11 protein-coding genes are annotated in these 16,959 nt (G+C 72.9%); 3 read left to right on the top strand and 8 right to left on the bottom strand.

Features of this window, described 5'->3' with window-relative positions; translation table 11 throughout:
* Nucleotides 1–3: 3 nt before the first annotated feature.
* Nucleotides 4–720, bottom strand: a complete 717-nt coding sequence (locus ACQ860_RS17055; protein WP_431304531.1) for a SapC family protein — start codon at nucleotides 718–720, stop codon at nucleotides 4–6.
* 175 nt (nucleotides 721–895) lie between these two features.
* Here ACQ860_RS17055 and ACQ860_RS17050 point away from each other — a divergent pair, with 175 nt between their 5' ends.
* The 3 genes from ACQ860_RS17050 (at nucleotide 896) to ACQ860_RS17040 (ending at nucleotide 3,004) form a co-directional block, all read left to right on the top strand.
* Complete coding sequence (locus ACQ860_RS17050) at nucleotides 896–1,243, top strand: hypothetical protein (protein ID WP_431304530.1); 348 nt, start codon at nucleotides 896–898, stop codon at nucleotides 1,241–1,243.
* A 112-nt stretch (nucleotides 1,244–1,355) separates the two neighbouring features.
* A complete protein-coding gene (locus ACQ860_RS17045; protein WP_431304529.1) occupies nucleotides 1,356–1,838 on the top strand; it encodes a hypothetical protein in 483 nt (160 codons plus the stop codon).
* 26 nt (nucleotides 1,839–1,864) lie between these two features.
* Nucleotides 1,865–3,004 (top strand): cupin domain-containing protein, encoded by a 1,140-nt coding sequence (locus ACQ860_RS17040; protein WP_431304528.1) that lies wholly within the window; start codon nucleotides 1,865–1,867, stop codon nucleotides 3,002–3,004.
* A 15-nt stretch (nucleotides 3,005–3,019) separates the two neighbouring features.
* Here ACQ860_RS17040 and ACQ860_RS17035 read toward each other — a convergent pair whose 3' ends face one another.
* The 7 genes from ACQ860_RS17035 to ACQ860_RS17005 are packed head-to-tail and all read right to left on the bottom strand — an operon-like array spanning nucleotide 3,020 to nucleotide 16,822.
* Nucleotides 3,020–3,772 carry a GDSL-type esterase/lipase family protein gene (locus ACQ860_RS17035; protein ID WP_431304527.1) on the bottom strand — a complete coding sequence of 251 codons (753 nt, stop codon included), beginning with the start codon at nucleotides 3,770–3,772 and terminating at the stop codon, nucleotides 3,020–3,022.
* 1 nt (nucleotide 3,773) lies between these two features.
* Complete coding sequence (locus ACQ860_RS17030) at nucleotides 3,774–7,856, bottom strand: cellulose synthase subunit BcsC-related outer membrane protein (RefSeq protein ID WP_431304526.1); 4,083 nt, start codon at nucleotides 7,854–7,856, stop codon at nucleotides 3,774–3,776.
* A gap of 25 nt (nucleotides 7,857–7,881) precedes the next feature.
* Nucleotides 7,882–8,568 carry an ABC transporter permease gene (locus ACQ860_RS17025; protein ID WP_431304525.1) on the bottom strand — a complete coding sequence of 229 codons (687 nt, stop codon included), beginning with the start codon at nucleotides 8,566–8,568 and terminating at the stop codon, nucleotides 7,882–7,884.
* Nucleotides 8,565–9,557 carry an alginate O-acetyltransferase AlgX-related protein gene (locus tag ACQ860_RS17020; RefSeq protein ID WP_431304524.1) on the bottom strand — a complete coding sequence of 331 codons (993 nt, stop codon included), beginning with the start codon at nucleotides 9,555–9,557 and terminating at the stop codon, nucleotides 8,565–8,567. Before ACQ860_RS17020 ends, ACQ860_RS17025 begins: the two co-directional genes overlap by 4 nt.
* Nucleotides 9,558–9,599: 42 nt before the next feature.
* Complete coding sequence (bcsA, locus tag ACQ860_RS17015; protein WP_431304523.1) at nucleotides 9,600–14,231, bottom strand: UDP-forming cellulose synthase catalytic subunit; 4,632 nt, start codon at nucleotides 14,229–14,231, stop codon at nucleotides 9,600–9,602.
* On the bottom strand, nucleotides 14,228–15,028 hold the full coding sequence (locus ACQ860_RS17010; RefSeq protein ID WP_431304522.1) for a cellulose synthase operon protein YhjQ/BcsQ: 801 nt from the start codon (nucleotides 15,026–15,028) through the stop codon (nucleotides 14,228–14,230). The genes bcsA and ACQ860_RS17010 overlap by 4 nt, the downstream gene beginning before the upstream one ends.
* 15 nt (nucleotides 15,029–15,043) lie before the next feature.
* The gene (locus tag ACQ860_RS17005) at nucleotides 15,044–16,822 is read right to left on the bottom strand and encodes a hypothetical protein (protein ID WP_431304521.1); all 1,779 of its coding nucleotides are present in this window, start codon (nucleotides 16,820–16,822) and stop codon (nucleotides 15,044–15,046) included.
* Nucleotides 16,823–16,959: the final 137 nt, after the last annotated feature.

Raw genomic sequence — 16,959 nt, 5'->3', positions numbered from 1 at the left:
GTCTCAGCTCTGAATCTGCTTCAGTTCGGGAATGCCTCCCAGGGAAAGCAGGTGGGCGTAGATGGCGTCCAGCCAGCCCTTGTCGCGCAGTGTCGCCAGCTGCTCGCCGGTCAGCGTGGCCAGGCGCTCGCGGTCCACGGCGTGGAAGCCATCCACGCGGAAGGGCTTGCCCTCCCATTCGAACTGGGTCGCGGCCGGCTGCAGCAGGCCCATGAGCGAGAGGCCCTCGGCGAATTCCTGCGTCTTGCGGAAGGCGGCCTCGACCGAACGGGTGAAGTCCAGCGCCTTGCTGGCCAGCGGGGCGGGCTTGCGCTCGGCGTCGAAGAGCGGCTCGCCGCCCGAGGCCGCGAATTGCGGCGCCTGGGGGTCGATGCAGAGGACGAGCTGGTCGGAATCGGCCGCGGCGCGGACCAGGAGGAAGGGATAGCGGCGCAGATAGGCCGGCACATAGGTGCCCCGGCGCCAGGCGCCCTTCTCATCCACGAAGAGGTTGCGGTCAGGCGCCAGGCCGGTCAGCGCCACCGGCATGTGCGGCGCCGTCGCCGCGAAGACCACCGGCATGTGGCGTCCGGCCAGCGCGAATTCCTCGACCGCGAGCGGGATGGAGGAGAGGTGCGCCGCGAAGCCGTGCCCCACGTCGCGCAGTTGGAGCGCACCATGGCGCTCGCGATCGAGGGGTTCGAGCGCCGTGTAGAGCACGGGCAGGGTTGGGGCGTTCATGGCGTTTCTCCGGGGCGTCGTCGCAAGGCGGGCGTGGCGCGACGTCCCATTAACTCCTGGGAAGAAACGTCATTTTCGCGACACGCGCCTTGTTTTCCAAAGACAGCATAGCCCAACATCCCATGTCCAAGGAAGGTCCGGGCCCAGGACAGACAACAGCAACACCGAGGAAGCCATGTCCGACCCCAGCGATCCGCGGCTGAGCCGCCGCCTCATCGTCGCGCGCGCGGGGGGTGGCGCCGGGCTCATCGCCGCCGCCGTGCTCCCCGGCGAGGCTGCGGCACAGCGCAACGTGACCGATGCCGATCCGCGCGACGCGGCCGGGCGGGGCCGTGGCTCGGGCGATGGGCAATACCGCACCAACGCGACCGATTCCGACCCGCGCGACGCCGCCGGGCGCGGCCGCGGCGCCGGCTCCTCCACCGGCTACACGGACCGCGACCCGACCGATGGGCCGGGGCGTGGCCGCTCCGGCCGCACCGACAGCGATCCCTCGGACGGCGCCGGGCGCGGCCGCCGCTGAGGGCGGCCCCACGGGCGGGGTGCGCCACGACGGAGATTGTGTTCCCCGCCCCGGCTGTGCACTCTTCCGCTTGCGGATCGTCCGCCAACGAGACAGGACACGAGGAACCCCGATGGAAAGCCGCCTCTCCCGCCGCCTCCTGGTCCTGCGGGTCGCCGCCCTCGGCGGCACCGGCACGGCACTGGCCGCCTGCGTGCCCAACGCGCCCGGCCCCGTCGTCTCGCGCGGGACCGGCATCACCGATCGGGACCCGAGCGACGGGCCAGGCAATGGCCGTGGTGGCTATCGCGGCACCGGCATCACCGACCGCGACCCCAGCGACGGCCCGGGCAATGGCCGCGGCGGTTACCGCGGCACGGGCCGCACCGATTCCGACCCGCGCGACGCGGCCGGCCAGGGCCGGGGCGGCTACCGCACCACCGGCATCACCGACCGCGATCCGAGCGACGGCCCGGGCAATGGCCGCGGCGGCTCGCGCGGCACCGGCGTGACCGACCGCGACCCGAGCGACGGCGCGGGCCGCGGGCGGGGCGGCTATCGCACCGGCCGCACCGATTCCGACCCGCGCGACGCGCCCGGCCAGGGCCGCTGGTAGCCGCCGCCCCACACAGAGCCGGACAGATGCAACAGGGATTGACCGAGGCGGCCTTCGCGCTGGCCTTCGAGGGCATGAGCGTGGATGAGGCGCTGGCGCTCCGCGAGGGGCTCGAATGGCGCCATTTCAAAGGCTCCCGCCCGGACCGCTTCGCGCCATTGCTCAGCATCGCCGACCTCGACGCGCATCTGCGCACCGATGGCGCGCGCACGCCGCGCATCGCCATGGCGGATGAGGCGCGCAACGGCAGCGCCGGCGTGCCGGAGGAGGAATTCGCCCTGCCCGATGGCCGCGTGGACCTGCCCCGGCTGCTCGAGCGCTTCGATGCCGGCGCCTCGCTCGTCGTCTCGCAATTCCATGAGACGCACCCGCCGCTCGGGAAGTTCTGCCGGGGGCTGGAGCGGCTCTTCCTGCACGCCGTCCAGTCCAACATCTACCTGACGCCGCCGGCCGCCCAGGGCTTCCGCACGCATTTCGACACGCATGACGTGCTGGTGCTGCAGGTGGAGGGCCGCAAGCGCTGGCGCATCTGGGATGGCGAGCGGGTGGAGCGCCCCACGCGCCGCACACCCTGGCCCGGCAACATGCCCCCCATCGGCGAGCCGCATGTGCTGGTGCTGGAGCCGGGCGACGCGCTCTACATCCCGCGCGGCATCATGCATGACGCGGCAACCGAGGCGGGCGAGCGCTCGCTCCATGCCACCATCGGCTTCATGGAGGCCTCCTGGGCGCAGGCCATCCGCGCGCTGCTGGACGAGGCCGAGCTGGCCGACCCCGCGCTGCGCGAAAGCATCCCCACCTGGCGCATCGGCGAGGCCGACCTGCTGCCCGCCCTGGCGGAGAAGCTCACCGGCCTCGCCACCCCCGCCCATGCCGAGCGCCTCGCCAACCTGATGCTGGAGCAATTGGCGCGGGACCGGCAGCCCTTGCCCGCGCGGGGCCTCTTCGCCCCCATGCCCGAGGGCGCGCTGCGCCTGACCGAGGGCATGCATTCCCACCTGGTGCAGGCGGAGGATGGCACGGCGACGCTGTTCTGGACCGGCGGCGCCCTGCCGCTCGCGCCGCAGCAGGTGGCCGAATTGTCGGCACTGGCCGAGGGCGCGGCGCCGGGCGATTCCGCATTCGCGCGGAAGCTGTGGGCCATGGGGCTGCTGGAGCCCGCCTGACGGCGAGGGCTGGCCCTACCGCTGCAACGCCAGCCTGAGATGCCCCTCGATGGCGGTGGAGAGGATGGCATAGCCGGTCAGCGTCAGGTGCAGCCAGTCGAAAGCCACCCAGTCGTAGAGCACGCCCTGCCCGTCCACCATGAGCTGGCCGGGCTCGCTGTAGATGACGCGCTGGTTGTCGGCGCAGGCGGCCAGCATCTGGTTCAGCCGCGCGATCGGCGCGCGCATCGGGTCATTCGCGTAGATGCCGCGCGGCAGCACGCCGAGCAGCAGGATCTTCGCCTGGGGGGCGAGGCGCTGCAGCTTCTCGATCACCGCGCCGACGCCCTGCGCCACATCCTCCGGCCGGTTGCCATGGCCGATATTGTTCGTGCCGATCAGCAGCACGATGGCCTGGGGCTGGAGGGCGGCCGGCCAATGCCCGTTGTCCAGGCGCCAGAGCAGGCTTTGCGTCGTGTCCCCGCCGATGCCGAGGTTCAGCCCGCCGCGATGGCCGTAGAACATCCGGAAGAGGTTGGGCTGCCAGCCCTCGGTGATGGAATCGCCCACGAAGGCGATGCGCGCCTGGGCGAGGTCCGTCCCGCGCAGCCGTCCGGTGAGGCCGTTCACGGCGTTGCGCCATTCGGCCCAGGGGCCGGGCGCGGGCATCACCGTCACCGGGCGCGGGCCGGGGGGCGGCGCCGGGCAGGCGGCGATCGCGGGCAGGCCCGCCGCCAGCAGCAGGCCCGCCGCCAGGGCGATGCGGCGCAACGGGGCGGTGGCGCTCACGTCACCAGGTCGGCCGGGCGGCGCCGGAGGGCAGGCCGACCCATTCGGGCCTGCCCGAGGCGAAGCTCGACTGCATCGGGTCGTTCACATTGGGCGTCGGCGCCGCGCCGCCGGCGAGGAGGGGCAGCAGATCCTCGCGCGGACGGTCCAGGCGCCAGCGCAGGTAGAAGAGGCCCACCGTGTCCTGGTAGTCGCCCACCTTCTCGAAGCGGCCGGCGAGGCCGAGGCGGACATTGGGCGTGACGGCGTATTCCAGATTGCCGAAGACCGAGCCGGTGATGCCGCTGCTGCGGGTGGCGGCGCTGGTGACCGGCGTGGTGTTGTCGAAGAAGGAGGCGTTGACGACCTGCTGCTGCAAGGCCGGGTTGGTCGGGAAGGTCGGCGAGGCCGCCGTGCGGAAGTTCTGGTAGCCCACCGCGCCGATGGTCCGCAGCGACCAGTCGCCCCAACGGGCGATGTATTCCGCCTGGAGCGAGGCGATGATGTTCTGCTGCGGGCTGAAATAGCCGCCCTGACCGAAGGTGAAGCCGCCCAGGTTCTTGTCGAAGCCGAAATACCGCAGGTCCACGCCCATGGTGAGCTGCTGGTTCTGCTGGCGCAGCACGGAGTAATAGGCGCCGATCCCGGCATCCACGCGGGCGTTGTTCTGGACGTTGTCGCCCCGGTATATGCTGTAGCCGGCACCCGCATAAGTGCCGAAGCGCTGCGAGGGCGCCCATTCGAATTGCAGGCGGGCGCCCGTGCGGATCACGCCGCCCCAGGGCGCGCCCACCACCGAATTGGGCATGCCGGCATAGGAGAGCATGCTGTCCGTCACGGCGCGCCGATCGAAGGAGAGCCGCATGCGCAGCTGCTCGTTGATGCGCGGCACCACCTCCGCCCCGCCCACGATGTTGGTGCGGGCGAAGCCGAGCGGCGTCGAGCCGATATCGGCGCGGAAGTTGCGGCCGAGATAGGCGGCGCGCAGCGCCGCACCTTCCTGCGTCTCGGGCCCGGCGCGATAGGTGCCGAAGGGCTGCACCGCGTTCTCGGCGAAGAGGCGCGCATTGAGCGAGCCGGTGTTGAGGTTGCCCGCGTTGAGCACCACCGTATCCACGCCCACCACGACGCGGCCGGGCAGGTTGCCCGGCATGGGCGTCGTGACCTCGACCGGCACGGTCAGCGTCGTCAGGCGGGAGGTGCCGGCGTCGCCGCCGCGATAGCCGAGCATGGCGCCGGCCTGGACCCAGGTCGCCGCCTCGTCACGCGCGCGGATCAGCTCCTGCGCGATCTGCGCGGTCAGCGGGTCGTGCAGCTGGGTCGGGCCGGGGCCGCCGCGCTGCGGGTTGAGCGCGAGCTGCGTGAGCCGCGCCTCGGCCAGCTGGCCGCTGTTGCGCAGATGCTCGAGCCGCCGCGTGCCGGCGCTTTCCAGCAGGCGCAGGCTGCGGCCGAGTTCGCCGCGCGCGCGGGCGACGCGGGCCTCGGCCATCGTCACCTGGAGCTCGCCCGGATGGAGGAAGGCGGTCTCGGCGATCAGGGCATCGGCCTCGCGCAGGCGCCCTTCGGCGATGGCGAGGTCCACCTTGGCGAGGCGCGCGGTGAGGTTGCGCGGGTCGCGCTCCAGCACGGCATCCACCAGGATGCGCGCCTCCTCGGTGCGGTTCTGCGCGACATAAAGGCGGACGAGGGCCATGTTCAGCGGCACGCTGGCGGGCGAGGCGGCGAGTGCGGGGGCCAGCGCCTGATAGGCCTGGCCCGGCTCGTTCCGCAGGCCCAGCGCATCGGCCTGCTGCACCGCGCCCGATTCCATCACGGCGGCCAGTTCGCGCCGGGTTTCAGCGGGCAGGTTGCGGTCGGCCAGCAAGGGCTGGGCGAGCGCGCTCGCATCCTCCAGCCGGTTGGCCTCGATCAGCGCGGAGGCGAGCGCGATGCGGTCGGCGGCGCTGGTGTTGGGATTGGCGGCCAGCGCCGCGCGCGCGGCCATGCCGGCGCGGACCGGGTCGTTCAGCCGGGCGAAGGCGCGCACCGTGGCGGGGCCGACGGTGAAGGCAGGGTCCCGCCGGCCGGCGCCGGCCAGCAGCTGGTCCAGCGCGCCGGGGCGCCCCTCGCGCACCTGGAGTTCGAGCTGCCGGATCTCGAATTCGCGGCGGCTTTGCGTCAGCAGCCGGTTCATGTCGGCGTTGCGGACGCGCACCGGGACGCGCTCCAGCAGGGCGACGACGGCGCCGAAGCGCTCCTCATCCAGCGCGGCGAGGGCCGCGGCGGTGGAGGCATCGGCCGTCGTGTCGCGCTCCAGCCGGGCCGAGATCTCCGCCGCTTCCGCATTCTGGCCGAGGGCGCGCAGCTTGCGGATCGCGTCGAGCATGATCCAGGGGTTGTTCGGCGCCATGGAGAGCGCCTGGCGCAGCAGGGCGAGCGACTGCTCGGGATTGTCGGTCAGCGCCGCGCGGTCGCGCAGGCTGAAGGCGCGGGCGGCCATCACATCCTGGTTCGGCGGCAGGCCCATCTCGCGCTGGAAGGCCTCGGCCTCGGCGATGCGGTCCTGGCCGATGAGGGCGAGGTAGAGGCCGCCCATCGCGTCACGCTGGCGCGGGCGCAGCGTCAGCGCGTTGCGGAAGCGCGTCTCGGCGGCCACGAAATCGCGCCGCAGGATCGCGATCTGGCCGAGGATCAGCTCACTGTCGAGGCGTTGCTGGCCGCGCGCGGTGAGGCCGCGCCGGGCGAGCTGATCCGCGCGGTCGAGGTCGCCGCGCTCCAGCGCGCGCCAGGCGAGGCCACTGGGGCCGAGAAAATTCCCGCCGCCGCCGCCGCCGCCGCGGCCGGCGGTGTTCCAGGGCGTGAGGTCGCCCACCGCGCGGGTGAATTCCTCCGCCCGGTCGGGCGAGAGGGCGATGGCGCGGTCCAGCAGGTTCCGTGCCTCGGTCATCCGGTTCTGGATCTTGCGCAGCACGGCGAGGCCGAGGATGGCCTCCGTATCGTTCGGATCGATCGCCAGCGCCGCGTTGAACTGCTGCTCGGCCTCCGCGTTGCGTCCGGCATCCACCGCGCCCCAACCGAAGATGCGCGCCGAGGCACCAGGGGCGATCACCACCTCGGAGGCGCGGATCTTCTCCTCCAGCTCGCGATCGCCCGGGTTCAGCGCGAGATAGGCGCGGATGCGCGCGGCGGTTTCCGGCTCGTCGCCCAGCCAGAGGAGCGCCTGCCGCCAGGCGGCGCGGGCCGCCTCGCGCGCGCCGCGCTGGTTGTAGAGCTGCGCCAGCCGGTCCACGCCGTCCGAGCGCGTCTCCTCGCGATAGGTGAGGAGCTGGGCGTAGGTCAGCGCGAGCTGGGAGTCATTCGGCGCGGCGGCGGCCATCTGGCCGAGTTCCTGGATCGCCTGGCGGTAGCCCGCCTCGGAGGCGCCGGCCAGCACCTGGAAATATTCGGAGGCGAGCGCGGGCGGAATGCGGCCGTTGCGGAACAATTGCCGGTAGCGCGCCACCGCTTCCTCGGCGCGGCCGGCGCGCGAGAGTTGGCGGGCCGCGGCCAGCGCCTCGGAATCCTCGCCGGTGACGCGGAGCAGCTCCTCGCCCCGCGTCAGGCGCGGGTCATTCGGCGCCAGGCGTCGCAGGCGCAGCAGATAGCGGCGCGCGGCCTCGGGCTGGCTGCTGAGCGAGGCGAGTTCGACGGCGCTCGCCAGCGCCTCGATGTTGTTGGGCTCCACGGTGAGCAGGCGGTCGAGCGTCTGCAGCGCGCGCTCGGTCTGGCCCTGCTGCTGCCAGAAGGCGGCCTGCTCCAGCAGGTTGGTGGAGGCGGCGCCGCCCGACATGCGCGTGTCGCTTCCCATCGGCGCGGCGGCGCGCGGCGCGGCGGCGGGCGTCGCATCCGCAGGCGGGGAGAGCGTGGGCGGGGCCGGCGAGAGCAATGGCGGGGGCGAGAGGCTGGGCGCCTGGGTCAGGGGCGGCGGCGAGAGCACGGGCGGCGCCGACAGGACCGGCGGCGGGGGCGAGAGCACGGGCGGTTGCTGCGCGGCCGCGGGCAGCCCGGCCAGGACGAGCCCGGCGGCCATCCCGGCGGCATCACGCCCCCAGGCGCGCCGCATGAGGCGGCGTCGCTTCCGATCCATGCGGCTCAGCATCCCCGGCGCTCCGTCACGGCCGCCAGACCGCCGTGGTGTCGCGGGTCATGAAGGCCTGGGGCTGGGCGCCGCTGATCATCCAGATGCTGTACATGCCGCCCGCCTCCAGCCCCTCCAGCGCGAAGGGCGCGCTGGCGCGGTCGCCGCAGGTGGCGCGGATCTCGGCCGCCACCGGGTTCACGCTGCGCGCGCGGGTGGCGAGGCTCGGCACGCCTTCGAAGACCGCGGGGCCCGAGGGCTGGATCGCGAGGCCCGCCGCCGGGCAGTCCGGCATGGCGTTGTAGAAGGCGAGGCGCGCACGGGCGCGGTTGAAATCGGCCGCGTCCACGATCGCCGTGGCGGCCAGCCCGCCGCCGGGGGCGGCGTGCAGCAGCACGGTGACGAAGCTCCCCGGCTCGACCCGCAGGGTCGCCTGGCCGCGGCGCTGGCCTTCCTGGAATTCCAGGCGGAGCTGGCGGTTGGCCACATTCTCGACCGTGGTGAAGGCCATGACGCGCTGGGCCGGGGCGGTGCCCAGGCGCTGCTGCGGCAGGAAGTCGGGCCGCGCCTGGACCTCGCCCGGCAAGACGTTGACCAGGCGCACATAGGCCGAGCCGCGCGGGGGCACCGGGTCATAGACCTGGCCCTGGGCGCGCGCCTGGCCCACCGAACCGAATCCGATGGCGAGGCCGGCCGCGAGGGCGAGAAGCGCCTGCCTCATGCCACGGCCCGCCGGACCTGGTTGAGGAACTCGGCGGGCGCGATGGCCGCCTGCCCCCAGGAGGAATTGTTCGTGGTGTTCACCATGTCCTGCTCCAGGTGGTTCCAGACCAGGGCGCGCGGGCGCTGCTGCTTGAAGGCGTCGCTGCGGAGGTAGTCGAGCAGGGTGGCGTAGGTGCCCACATTGTTGGGCTTCCAGGAGAGCCCGACCGGGCGGACCAGCTGGTTGGACAGCACGGGCTGGAAGCCGAAGCGTGGCTGCACATTGCTGGTGCCGACGATGACCGTGTCGTAGCTGTCATCCTCGATCAGCGCGGCCGCGCCCTCAGGCGGCAGGATCTGGCGGATGAGCGAGGTCTCTGGCCCATAGGCGGCACGCTGCGCGGGCGGCACATGCTGCGTCAGATCGCCGGCGGCGAGCTGCATGGGGCGCAGGTCGCCCAGCCGGGTGCCGGGGCGCGGGCTGGCCGGCAGCTGCAGACGTTCGCGCATCTGGCGCGCCATTTCGACGGCGGCGAGCTCGGCGCCCATCGGCGTCCAGTGCGTGTCGGTCTTGAAGAAGAGAGGGTGGGACGCGTCGCGCTGCATCTGGTTGCGGAACAACGCGTCCAGGTCGGGCACCAGGGCGCCGGCGCGGGTCAGTTCCGTGACGCTCAGGCTGTAGCGCTGCGCCGCCTCGGGCGAGACCTGGGAGCCGGCGGGCAGGAATTGCCGCATCAGGCGCTTGCGCGACGGGATGAGGAGGATCGCCACCTGGATACGCGCGGCGCGCAGGATGCCGATGGTCTCGCCCACGGTCTGCAGCGCGTTGCGCAGCGCCGCCATGTCCACCCGCGCCAGCCGGTCCCAGACGGGGAAGAGCCAGCCATTGGTGCCGATCTCGACCAGGCTCGCCTGCTGGGCGCGGGCGTCGCGCAGCGCGAGCGGCGCGGCCAAGGCGCCGGCCAGGCCGGCGCGGCGCGTGATGGTCCGGTTGCTTGTGTCAGGCATTGTTTTCGCCCTCGTGCTTCTTCAACGTCTTGTCGCGCATCATCAGACCGAGCGTTCGCGCAGGCGCTGCGCGGCGCGGCGGCGCAGCACCCAGTAGATCGGGCCCGGGATCAGCAGCAGCACCAGCAGGAAGACCCCCAGCAGCACATAGGGGTTGTCCTTCATGAAGTATTCCGGCCAGAGCCAGGGCGGCAGGCTGCCATGCGTGTAGGTCGAGCCGACGCGGAAGGCCTGGATGCGCCCGCCGCTGAGGATCGCCGTGTCGCCCTGCACGCGGGTCACCTGCTCGGGGTCGCGCAGCGCCGTCACCATCGCTTCCAGCCCGGCCGCGGTGGAGCCGGTGAGCGCCACCACCGAACGGCCCGATTGCAGCGGGCTCTCGAAGCCGAGCAGCGCGCCCAGCGCCTCGCCCGGATTGGCCAGCAGCGCCGAGACGCGCTCCAGCTCGCCGCGGCGCTCGCCGCCGAAGAGGTTGCGGAAATCGCCGAAGGCGTCGTTCAGCCGGACGGTCAGGCGGTTGCCCTCGAGCTGGAGCGGCCCGTCCCGCAGCAGCGCCTGCAGCGCCGGCTGGCGGCCCAGCGTGCCGATCACCAGCAGGTCCTTGCCGGCGACGGAGGGCAGCGCATCCGGCCGCACCACCTGCAGGTTCACCGGCGGGTAGCCCACCAGGGCCGCGATGCGGCCCAGCATGGTCAGGAAGGATTCCAGCTCCGCCTGGGAGGGGCGCTCGGGCAGGACCACGGCGGTCTGCGAGAGGTCCGCGTATTTCGTGAAGGGGAAGCCCGAGGAGGTGAAGAACGCCAGGTTGGGCAGCGTCGTGAAGCGATGCGCGCCGCTGAGGTCGATCGTGCTGTCGGGGTCCACCGAGGCGCGGATGTCGCCCGGCACGGCGATGCAGTCGCCGCGGTGCAGCGGGCGCATGTCGAAGCGCAGCTGCAGCTCGTTCTGGCCGAACAGCATGTAGCTCGGCAGGCCGATCTGCACCTCATCCGTCTCGGCCTGGGTGACCTGGCGCTGGATCCAGTTGAAGGGCCAGGTCGCCTCCGCCGAGCGGAGCGGCGCGGAGCGCAGATAGATGTCGTTCAGCGCGACGTCGAGGCGCGAGACGGCGACGTCCATGATCGGGCCCGGCGGCGCGCGGAAACGGATCTGCGCGGAGAGGGCGCGGTCGCGCGCCGTGTAGAGATCGGGCGCGGTGCGGAAGGGCACGGCGATGGGGCCGGGCACGTAGCCGAAGGCCTGCAGCTCCGACGGGTCCATGATCTCGCCGAAGCGCAGCGGGCGGTCCACCCGCACCCAGCGCGGCGCGTCATAGGGCTGGCGCGGCGGGATGTCCTGCGCCTGGATGGTGGCGAGTTCGCCGCTCAGCGCCTCGCGCCCCACGCCGAGCGCGGTCGCCGCGGCCACCGCCTCCTGGCCGTTGCGGCCGGCGATGACGAGCAGCAGGCCGAGCGGATCATTCGGGTTGGGGATGATGGCGAGGGTGGGCCCCTCCAGCCGGGGCATGATCAGGCCCGGGATCGAGTCGAGACTGGCCGAGACCACCACCGCATTGCCGCGCGGGGGGATCACATTGCCGACCGGGAAGCTCGATCCGCGATAATCCGCCTGCACGGCGAACCAGGAGGAGACGATGGCCGCCGCCCGCAGCGCATCGTTGCTCGCGACGTCGGGGAGGATGAAGGGCAGCACCAGCGGCTCGCGCAGCTGGCGCGGGTCGAAGAAGGGCTCGGGCAGGCGGGCGAGGTCGCGCGTGATGGGCAGGCGCTCCAGCCTGAGCGAGATGGTCGAATTGTCGGAGATGGTGCTCCAGAGCAGGCCGGAGAGCGGGTCGTTGCACTCGATGGCGTAGCGGCCGGTGAAGCGGAAGTTCAGCCGGTTCACATCGGCGAAGAAGAAGGGATTGATCGGGAATTCCAGCGGGCCGAAGGCGGGCCGCGCGCGGTCGGGCTGGATGGTGCCGATGAACTGCTCGTTCAGCGTGAAGGCGATCTGGCTCAGCTCAGGGATGAGCGCGGGCGAGGTGGCGCCCTGCAGCGTCAGCCGGGCAGAGGTGACGACCTCATCGCCGCGCACGCCGAAGAGCAGGCCCTGCAGGTCGGAGACGCCGCGCATCTGCATCGGGCCGCGCAGGCCGAGTTGGCGCAGGGTGCGCGTCTCGGTGCGGGTGCCGGGCGCGTCCTGCCCCGGGGCGGCCATCAGCGGGTTGGCCGCGAGCCCGCCCGAGGGGTCGGCCGGCGCGGCGAAGCTCGGCAGGCCGCCGGGCGGGCCGCCCACCGCCGATGGCAGGGCGGGCGGCGGCGCGAGGCCGGGCGGGGGCGACAGCGCGGGAGGGGCCGAGAGCGGCGGCGGCGACAGGGTCGGCGGCTGGGGGCCGCGCGTCTGTGCCGAGGCGGCGCCGGCGGCCAGGAGCAATCCGAACGCGATCGCGGCGGGCACCGAGGGGCGGGCCAGGCCCGCGCGCTTCACCGCGGCCTGCGCCGTCGTCTCCTCGGCCTTGGCCTGGGCCAGGTCCGGCATGGTGTCAGGCACCTGGATCGAACGCCCGGCCGGAGTCCGCTTGCGGAAGCTGAACTGCGAACCACCGGCGAAGAGACCACCAATCGACACAAGCACTTCCTTCAACGAGCGGAGGGGGCGATCCTCACGGATGCTGTCCCAGTCCACCCAGGCATCGGCGCGGCAGAGGGTCGCTATCACAATACTGCCCTCGTCCTGCATGTCCTGGGGCAGGAAGCGCAAATTGAGACGATCGTCCTGCCAGCGCAAGACCTCGGCCGGCACGGTCACGCGCTGAGAGCCGGCATCGAGCTCGACCATGACGAGGTTGTCATCGCCCCAGTTGTCGGGGGCGGGCATGCGCAGCGCGGCGCCGCCCAGCGAAAGATCCTCCGACATGCCCTCCACGCGCCGGCCATCGGCCAGCAGCACCGCGGCCTCCACCTCGGCCGAGACGCGGGCGCGCGAACGCACCTGGCGCCGCTCGCGGCCCACGGCGAGGCCCGCCAGCACCGCGATGAGGCAGAAGGTCGCCCAGATGACATTGAGCGCGAAGGCCTGGAATTCCAGCGTCTGCGGGGCGTTGGCGGCGAGGCCGTAGATGCCGAGCAAGAGGCCGATCAGCAGGGCCGCGGCAAGGAACATGTTGGGGCCCACGGCGCGCAGGTCGAAATAGCCCTCCTCCAGCGTGCCGCCCTTGTCGGTCACGTTGAAGCGGCCGCGCTTGGGGTCGAGCAGCGTGGAGAGCGTCACCGGCAGCAGGTAGACGGTGAGCACCGTCTCATAGATCTCGGACCAGAAGGAGTGGCGGACGGTCTTCTGGATGCGCGAATTGGTCGTCACCGAAAGGACGATGTGCGGCCCCGCATAGGCCACGATGGCGAGCGGCGAGGCCGCGATGATGCTCTCGCCGAAGATGAGGAAGGCCAGCGGCGCCGTCAGGAACACGAAGCGCGGCAGCGGAAACAGGAAGTGGAACATCGCGTTGAAGTAACAAAGCCGCTGCGCCAGATTCAGGCCGCGCGCAAAAAGTGGATTCTCCACGCGCAAAATCTGGATCATGCCGCGGCCCCAGCGCATGCGCTGGCCGATGTGGAGCATCAGACGCTCGGTGGCGAGGCCGGCGGCGAGCGGGATGCGGAGATAGGCGGTGCGCCAGCCCTTCTTCTGCATCCTGAGCGAGCAGTGGCAATCCTCGGTCACGGTCTCGGTCGGCACGCCGCCCACCGATTCCAGCGCCGTGCGCCGGATGACGGCGCAGGAGCCGCAGAAGAAGGTGGCGCCCCAGAAATCGTTGCCCTGCTGGATCAGCCCGTAGAAGAGCAGGCCCTCATTGGGCACGCGCTGGCCGGCGGCGAGGTTCCGCTCGAAGGGATCGGGCGAGTAGAAGTAGTGCGGCGTCTGGACCATGGCGAGGCCCTGGTCGCGCAGCATCCAGCCCAGGCTGAGCTGGAGGAAGCCGCGCGTCGCCACGTGGTCGCAGTCAAAAATAACGATGTATTCCGACGTGGTCTGCGCCAGCGCGTGGTTGATGTTGCCCGCCTTGGCGCCCTTGTTGTCGGGGCGGATGATGTAGTTGCAGCCCACCTCCTCGGCGAAGCGGCGGAAATCCTCGCGCCGCCCGTCATCGAGCAGGTAGACGTTCAGCTTGTCCGACGGCCAGTCGAGGGCGAGCGCGGCGAAGACGGTGGGGCGCACCACGTCCAGCGGCTCGTTGTAGCTCGGGATGAAGACATCCACCGAGGGCCAGTCATCCGGATTGGCGGGCAGCGGCGCGGGCTTGCGGTCGAGCGGCCAGAGCGTCTGGAAATAGGCGAGGACGAGCGCGATGATGGCGTAGACCTCGGCCAGCAGCAGGCCGACGCCGAGGAAGCTCTGCAGGAAGGTGCTGAAGTCCAGCGTCTCGGTCAGGCGCCAGAAGATGTAGCGCAGCGAGACCAGCAGCGAGAGCACGATCAGCATCAGCGTGATCGTGCGGCCCTGGATCCGGTTGAAGACCAGGAAGAGCGTGAGGCAGCCGAGCGCGAAGACCACCTGCTGCTCGGCCGACATCGGCACGGTGATGATGGTGAGCGAGAGGATCGCGCCCAGCGTGGTGATGAGCCAGCCGAAGACCCTGTTCCGCATGAGCGGAAGCCGGGCCAGCCACTCCTTCCGGGCGGCGACCTCGCTCATCGCGCGCCCCAGCCGGTGGCGAAGGGCTCCGGCACCGGCGGCAGCGCCGCCTCGATGCCGCGCGCGATCTCGCGCAGGTCTTCCGCCGCCTGGCTGTTGGGCGCGAGGTCCAGCACCAGGCGCTGCGCGGCCAGCGCCTCGGCCACGATCTCCTCGCGGCAGATGGCGCCGAGCAGGCGCGGGCCGAGGTGGCGGGCCACCGTCTCGGCGGCCGCGCGGGAGAGGCGGGTGTTGGGGTCCACCCCGTTCAACACCACGCGCAGCCGGCCCGCGAAGAGCGCGGCCATGGTGCCCGCGCCCAGGAAGCGGCCGCTGTCGATGTCGGGCACCAGGGCGGCGCTGGTCGCGTCCGCCAGCAGCACGGCGCAGACCATTGAGGCCATCGGTGCCAGGATGCTGAGCGCGTGCGAAGCGCCGGGCGGCGTGTCGGCGATCACCAGCAGGTTCGGGTCGGCCAGGATGGCGCGCAGCGGCGCGGCCAGAAGCTCGGGGTCGCGCTCCAGCGCATGGGCAAGGCCCAGCGCGCCGCGGATGTCGATCGAACCATGCGGCAGCAGCATCACGCCCGAGGCGGTCTGGCGTACCATCTCGCGCCAGTCCGGCCGCTTGGGGAGCTCGGTCATGAAGCCGGCGATGTCACTGAGCGGGACGCCGAAATGCAGGCGCAGCGTGTTCTGCGGGTCGAAATCCATCACCAGGACGCGGCGGCCCTGGCGCCGCATGGCATCGGCGACATTGGCGGCGAGAGTGGTCTTTCCGACACCGCCCTTGGGGGATGCAAAGCAAATGAGGGGCATGGAGCCTCCGGCGGCCTAGAAGCTTGACGGCGCCCGCAGGGCGGCGCCGAACGTGTCAAAGGGGGATGCAGCAGGCGGGCGGCCCGACGCGACGAGACGCATGACCTCCCCCAGGGGAACCATCACCGCCGCGGCCGGAATGGCGCTGGCACCAGGCCGGTGCGGCGGGTCATTTGCGGCACGGCCGGAGACGGGTTCCGGCAGGACGGAGGTGGCCGGATGCGTGACGACCTGCTTCAGCCGGCTGAGCGTGCTGCCGGCCGGCGCGGGGGGCGCGGGTGGCGCGGCCTCACGCGGGGCGGGGAGGCCGTTGAAGATCGCGAACTCGACCATGGTGGCGCCCGCCGGGGCCGGCGGCGGCAGCGGCAGCGCCGGCATCGGCAGAGGCATCGGCATGGCGGGCGGGGGTGGCGCCAGGACGGGCGCCAAGGCCGGCGGCGGGCTGGCGGGCGGCGGGGCGGGATTGAAGGGCGCAGGCGGTGGCGGGGCCGCCGCCGCCTGCGCAAAGAGGGAGAGCGCGGCATCCGTCAGCGACGCGGGGATCGGCAAGGGCGCGAGGCGCGCGGGCTCCGGCGCCGCCTGGGGCGCACCGGAGGGTGCCGGACTGGTTGCAACCACGGGCGGGACGGCCGTGATGGGTTGCGGAGCGGGCGCGGCCGCAGCGGGCTGCACGGGGGGCAGTGACGGCGCCGGGGGTTGCGGAGCGGGCGCGACAGCAGCGGGCTGAACAGGGGCTGGCGGCGGCAGCGCGGGCGCGGCCACCACGGGCTGCGCGGGGGCCGGGCGGGGCGCCTCTGCCACCGGGCGCGGGGCGGCCCGGCTGAGGACGGACCAGTCAATGCCCTCAAGCACGGCCGCCGCGGTTCGGTCCAAGCTGGCCGGGGATGTGGCGGCGGGGCCCGGGCGCGCCGCCACATCCGCGACGGCAGGGGACGGCGCGGCAGGTGGCACCATGGGCGGCGGCACCGGGGAGGGCGACGCGGCCGGTGCCGGGGCGATCGCCTGCGGCGGGGCGGGCGGCGGGGCGGCGGGCAGCGCCGCGAGCGGCGGCGGCGGGGCCACCACCATGATCGGCGCGCTGCGGACCACGGGCGCGGGCGGCGGCGCCACGGCCATCACCGGCGCGGTCATCACGACGGGGCGCGCGGGGGCGACCGGTGGCGGGACCGGCGCGCGCATCGCCTCGGGGGGCGGGGCCGTGACCACCGGCATCGGGGCCGCGGCCAGCTTCGGCGGCGGCGGTGGCGGCGGTGGCGGCGGCGGCGCGGCGGCGATGACCGGCGGCGGCGCGCTCATGGCCATGGCGGGCGGCGGCGGAGGCGGCGCCGCGGGGGCGACGGGAAGCGGCGGCGGGATGGGCGCGCTGGCCAGGGGGGCCTTCGCCTCGGGCTCCGCCGCACCGGCGACGACAAGCCGGGGCGCGGCCAGGGAGGGCGCGGCGGCGACAGGCTCCCGCAGGCGAGGCGGCGGGGCGAAGGCCGGGGCCGTGAGCGGCGCGGAGGCTCCAACGGCGGGAGCGGGCGGGCGCGAGGCGGGGGAGTCGGCCGGGCCGGGGGCGGCGGGGCGCAGGCGGGGCGCAGGCGGCAGGCGGGGCGGCGCGTCGTCGAGCGGGGGCACCGCCATGATGGACGCCATGGCGGAGGGGGGTTCCGGCGCCGGGGCGGCGTCCTCGACGCGCAGCGCCGCCGAGACGGAGCGCAGTTCCCGGAGCACCTCCTGCGGGCCGATCGGCGCGCCATCGCCCCTTGCCGGCTCGGTCCGAACCGGCAGGTTTCCAAAGCTACGGTACTTCAAGCCTGGCGTGTTCATGGCGGCGGCCACCCGCGCCACGTCTGGCTCCTGGCCCATCGAGAAAGAAAATCCCTGCTGCTGAGGTGCGCCTAGGATGCCTTCAAATGCGATTTAACGAAACCCTGAACGGTGAATTTTGG

It is taken from the genome of Sediminicoccus sp. BL-A-41-H5 (assembly GCF_050632405.1).
Taxonomy (GTDB): Bacteria; Pseudomonadota; Alphaproteobacteria; order Acetobacterales; family Acetobacteraceae; genus Roseococcus.
The sequence above is the reverse complement of the archived record's forward strand: the minus strand, read 5'-3'. Positions and strand labels throughout refer to the sequence as shown.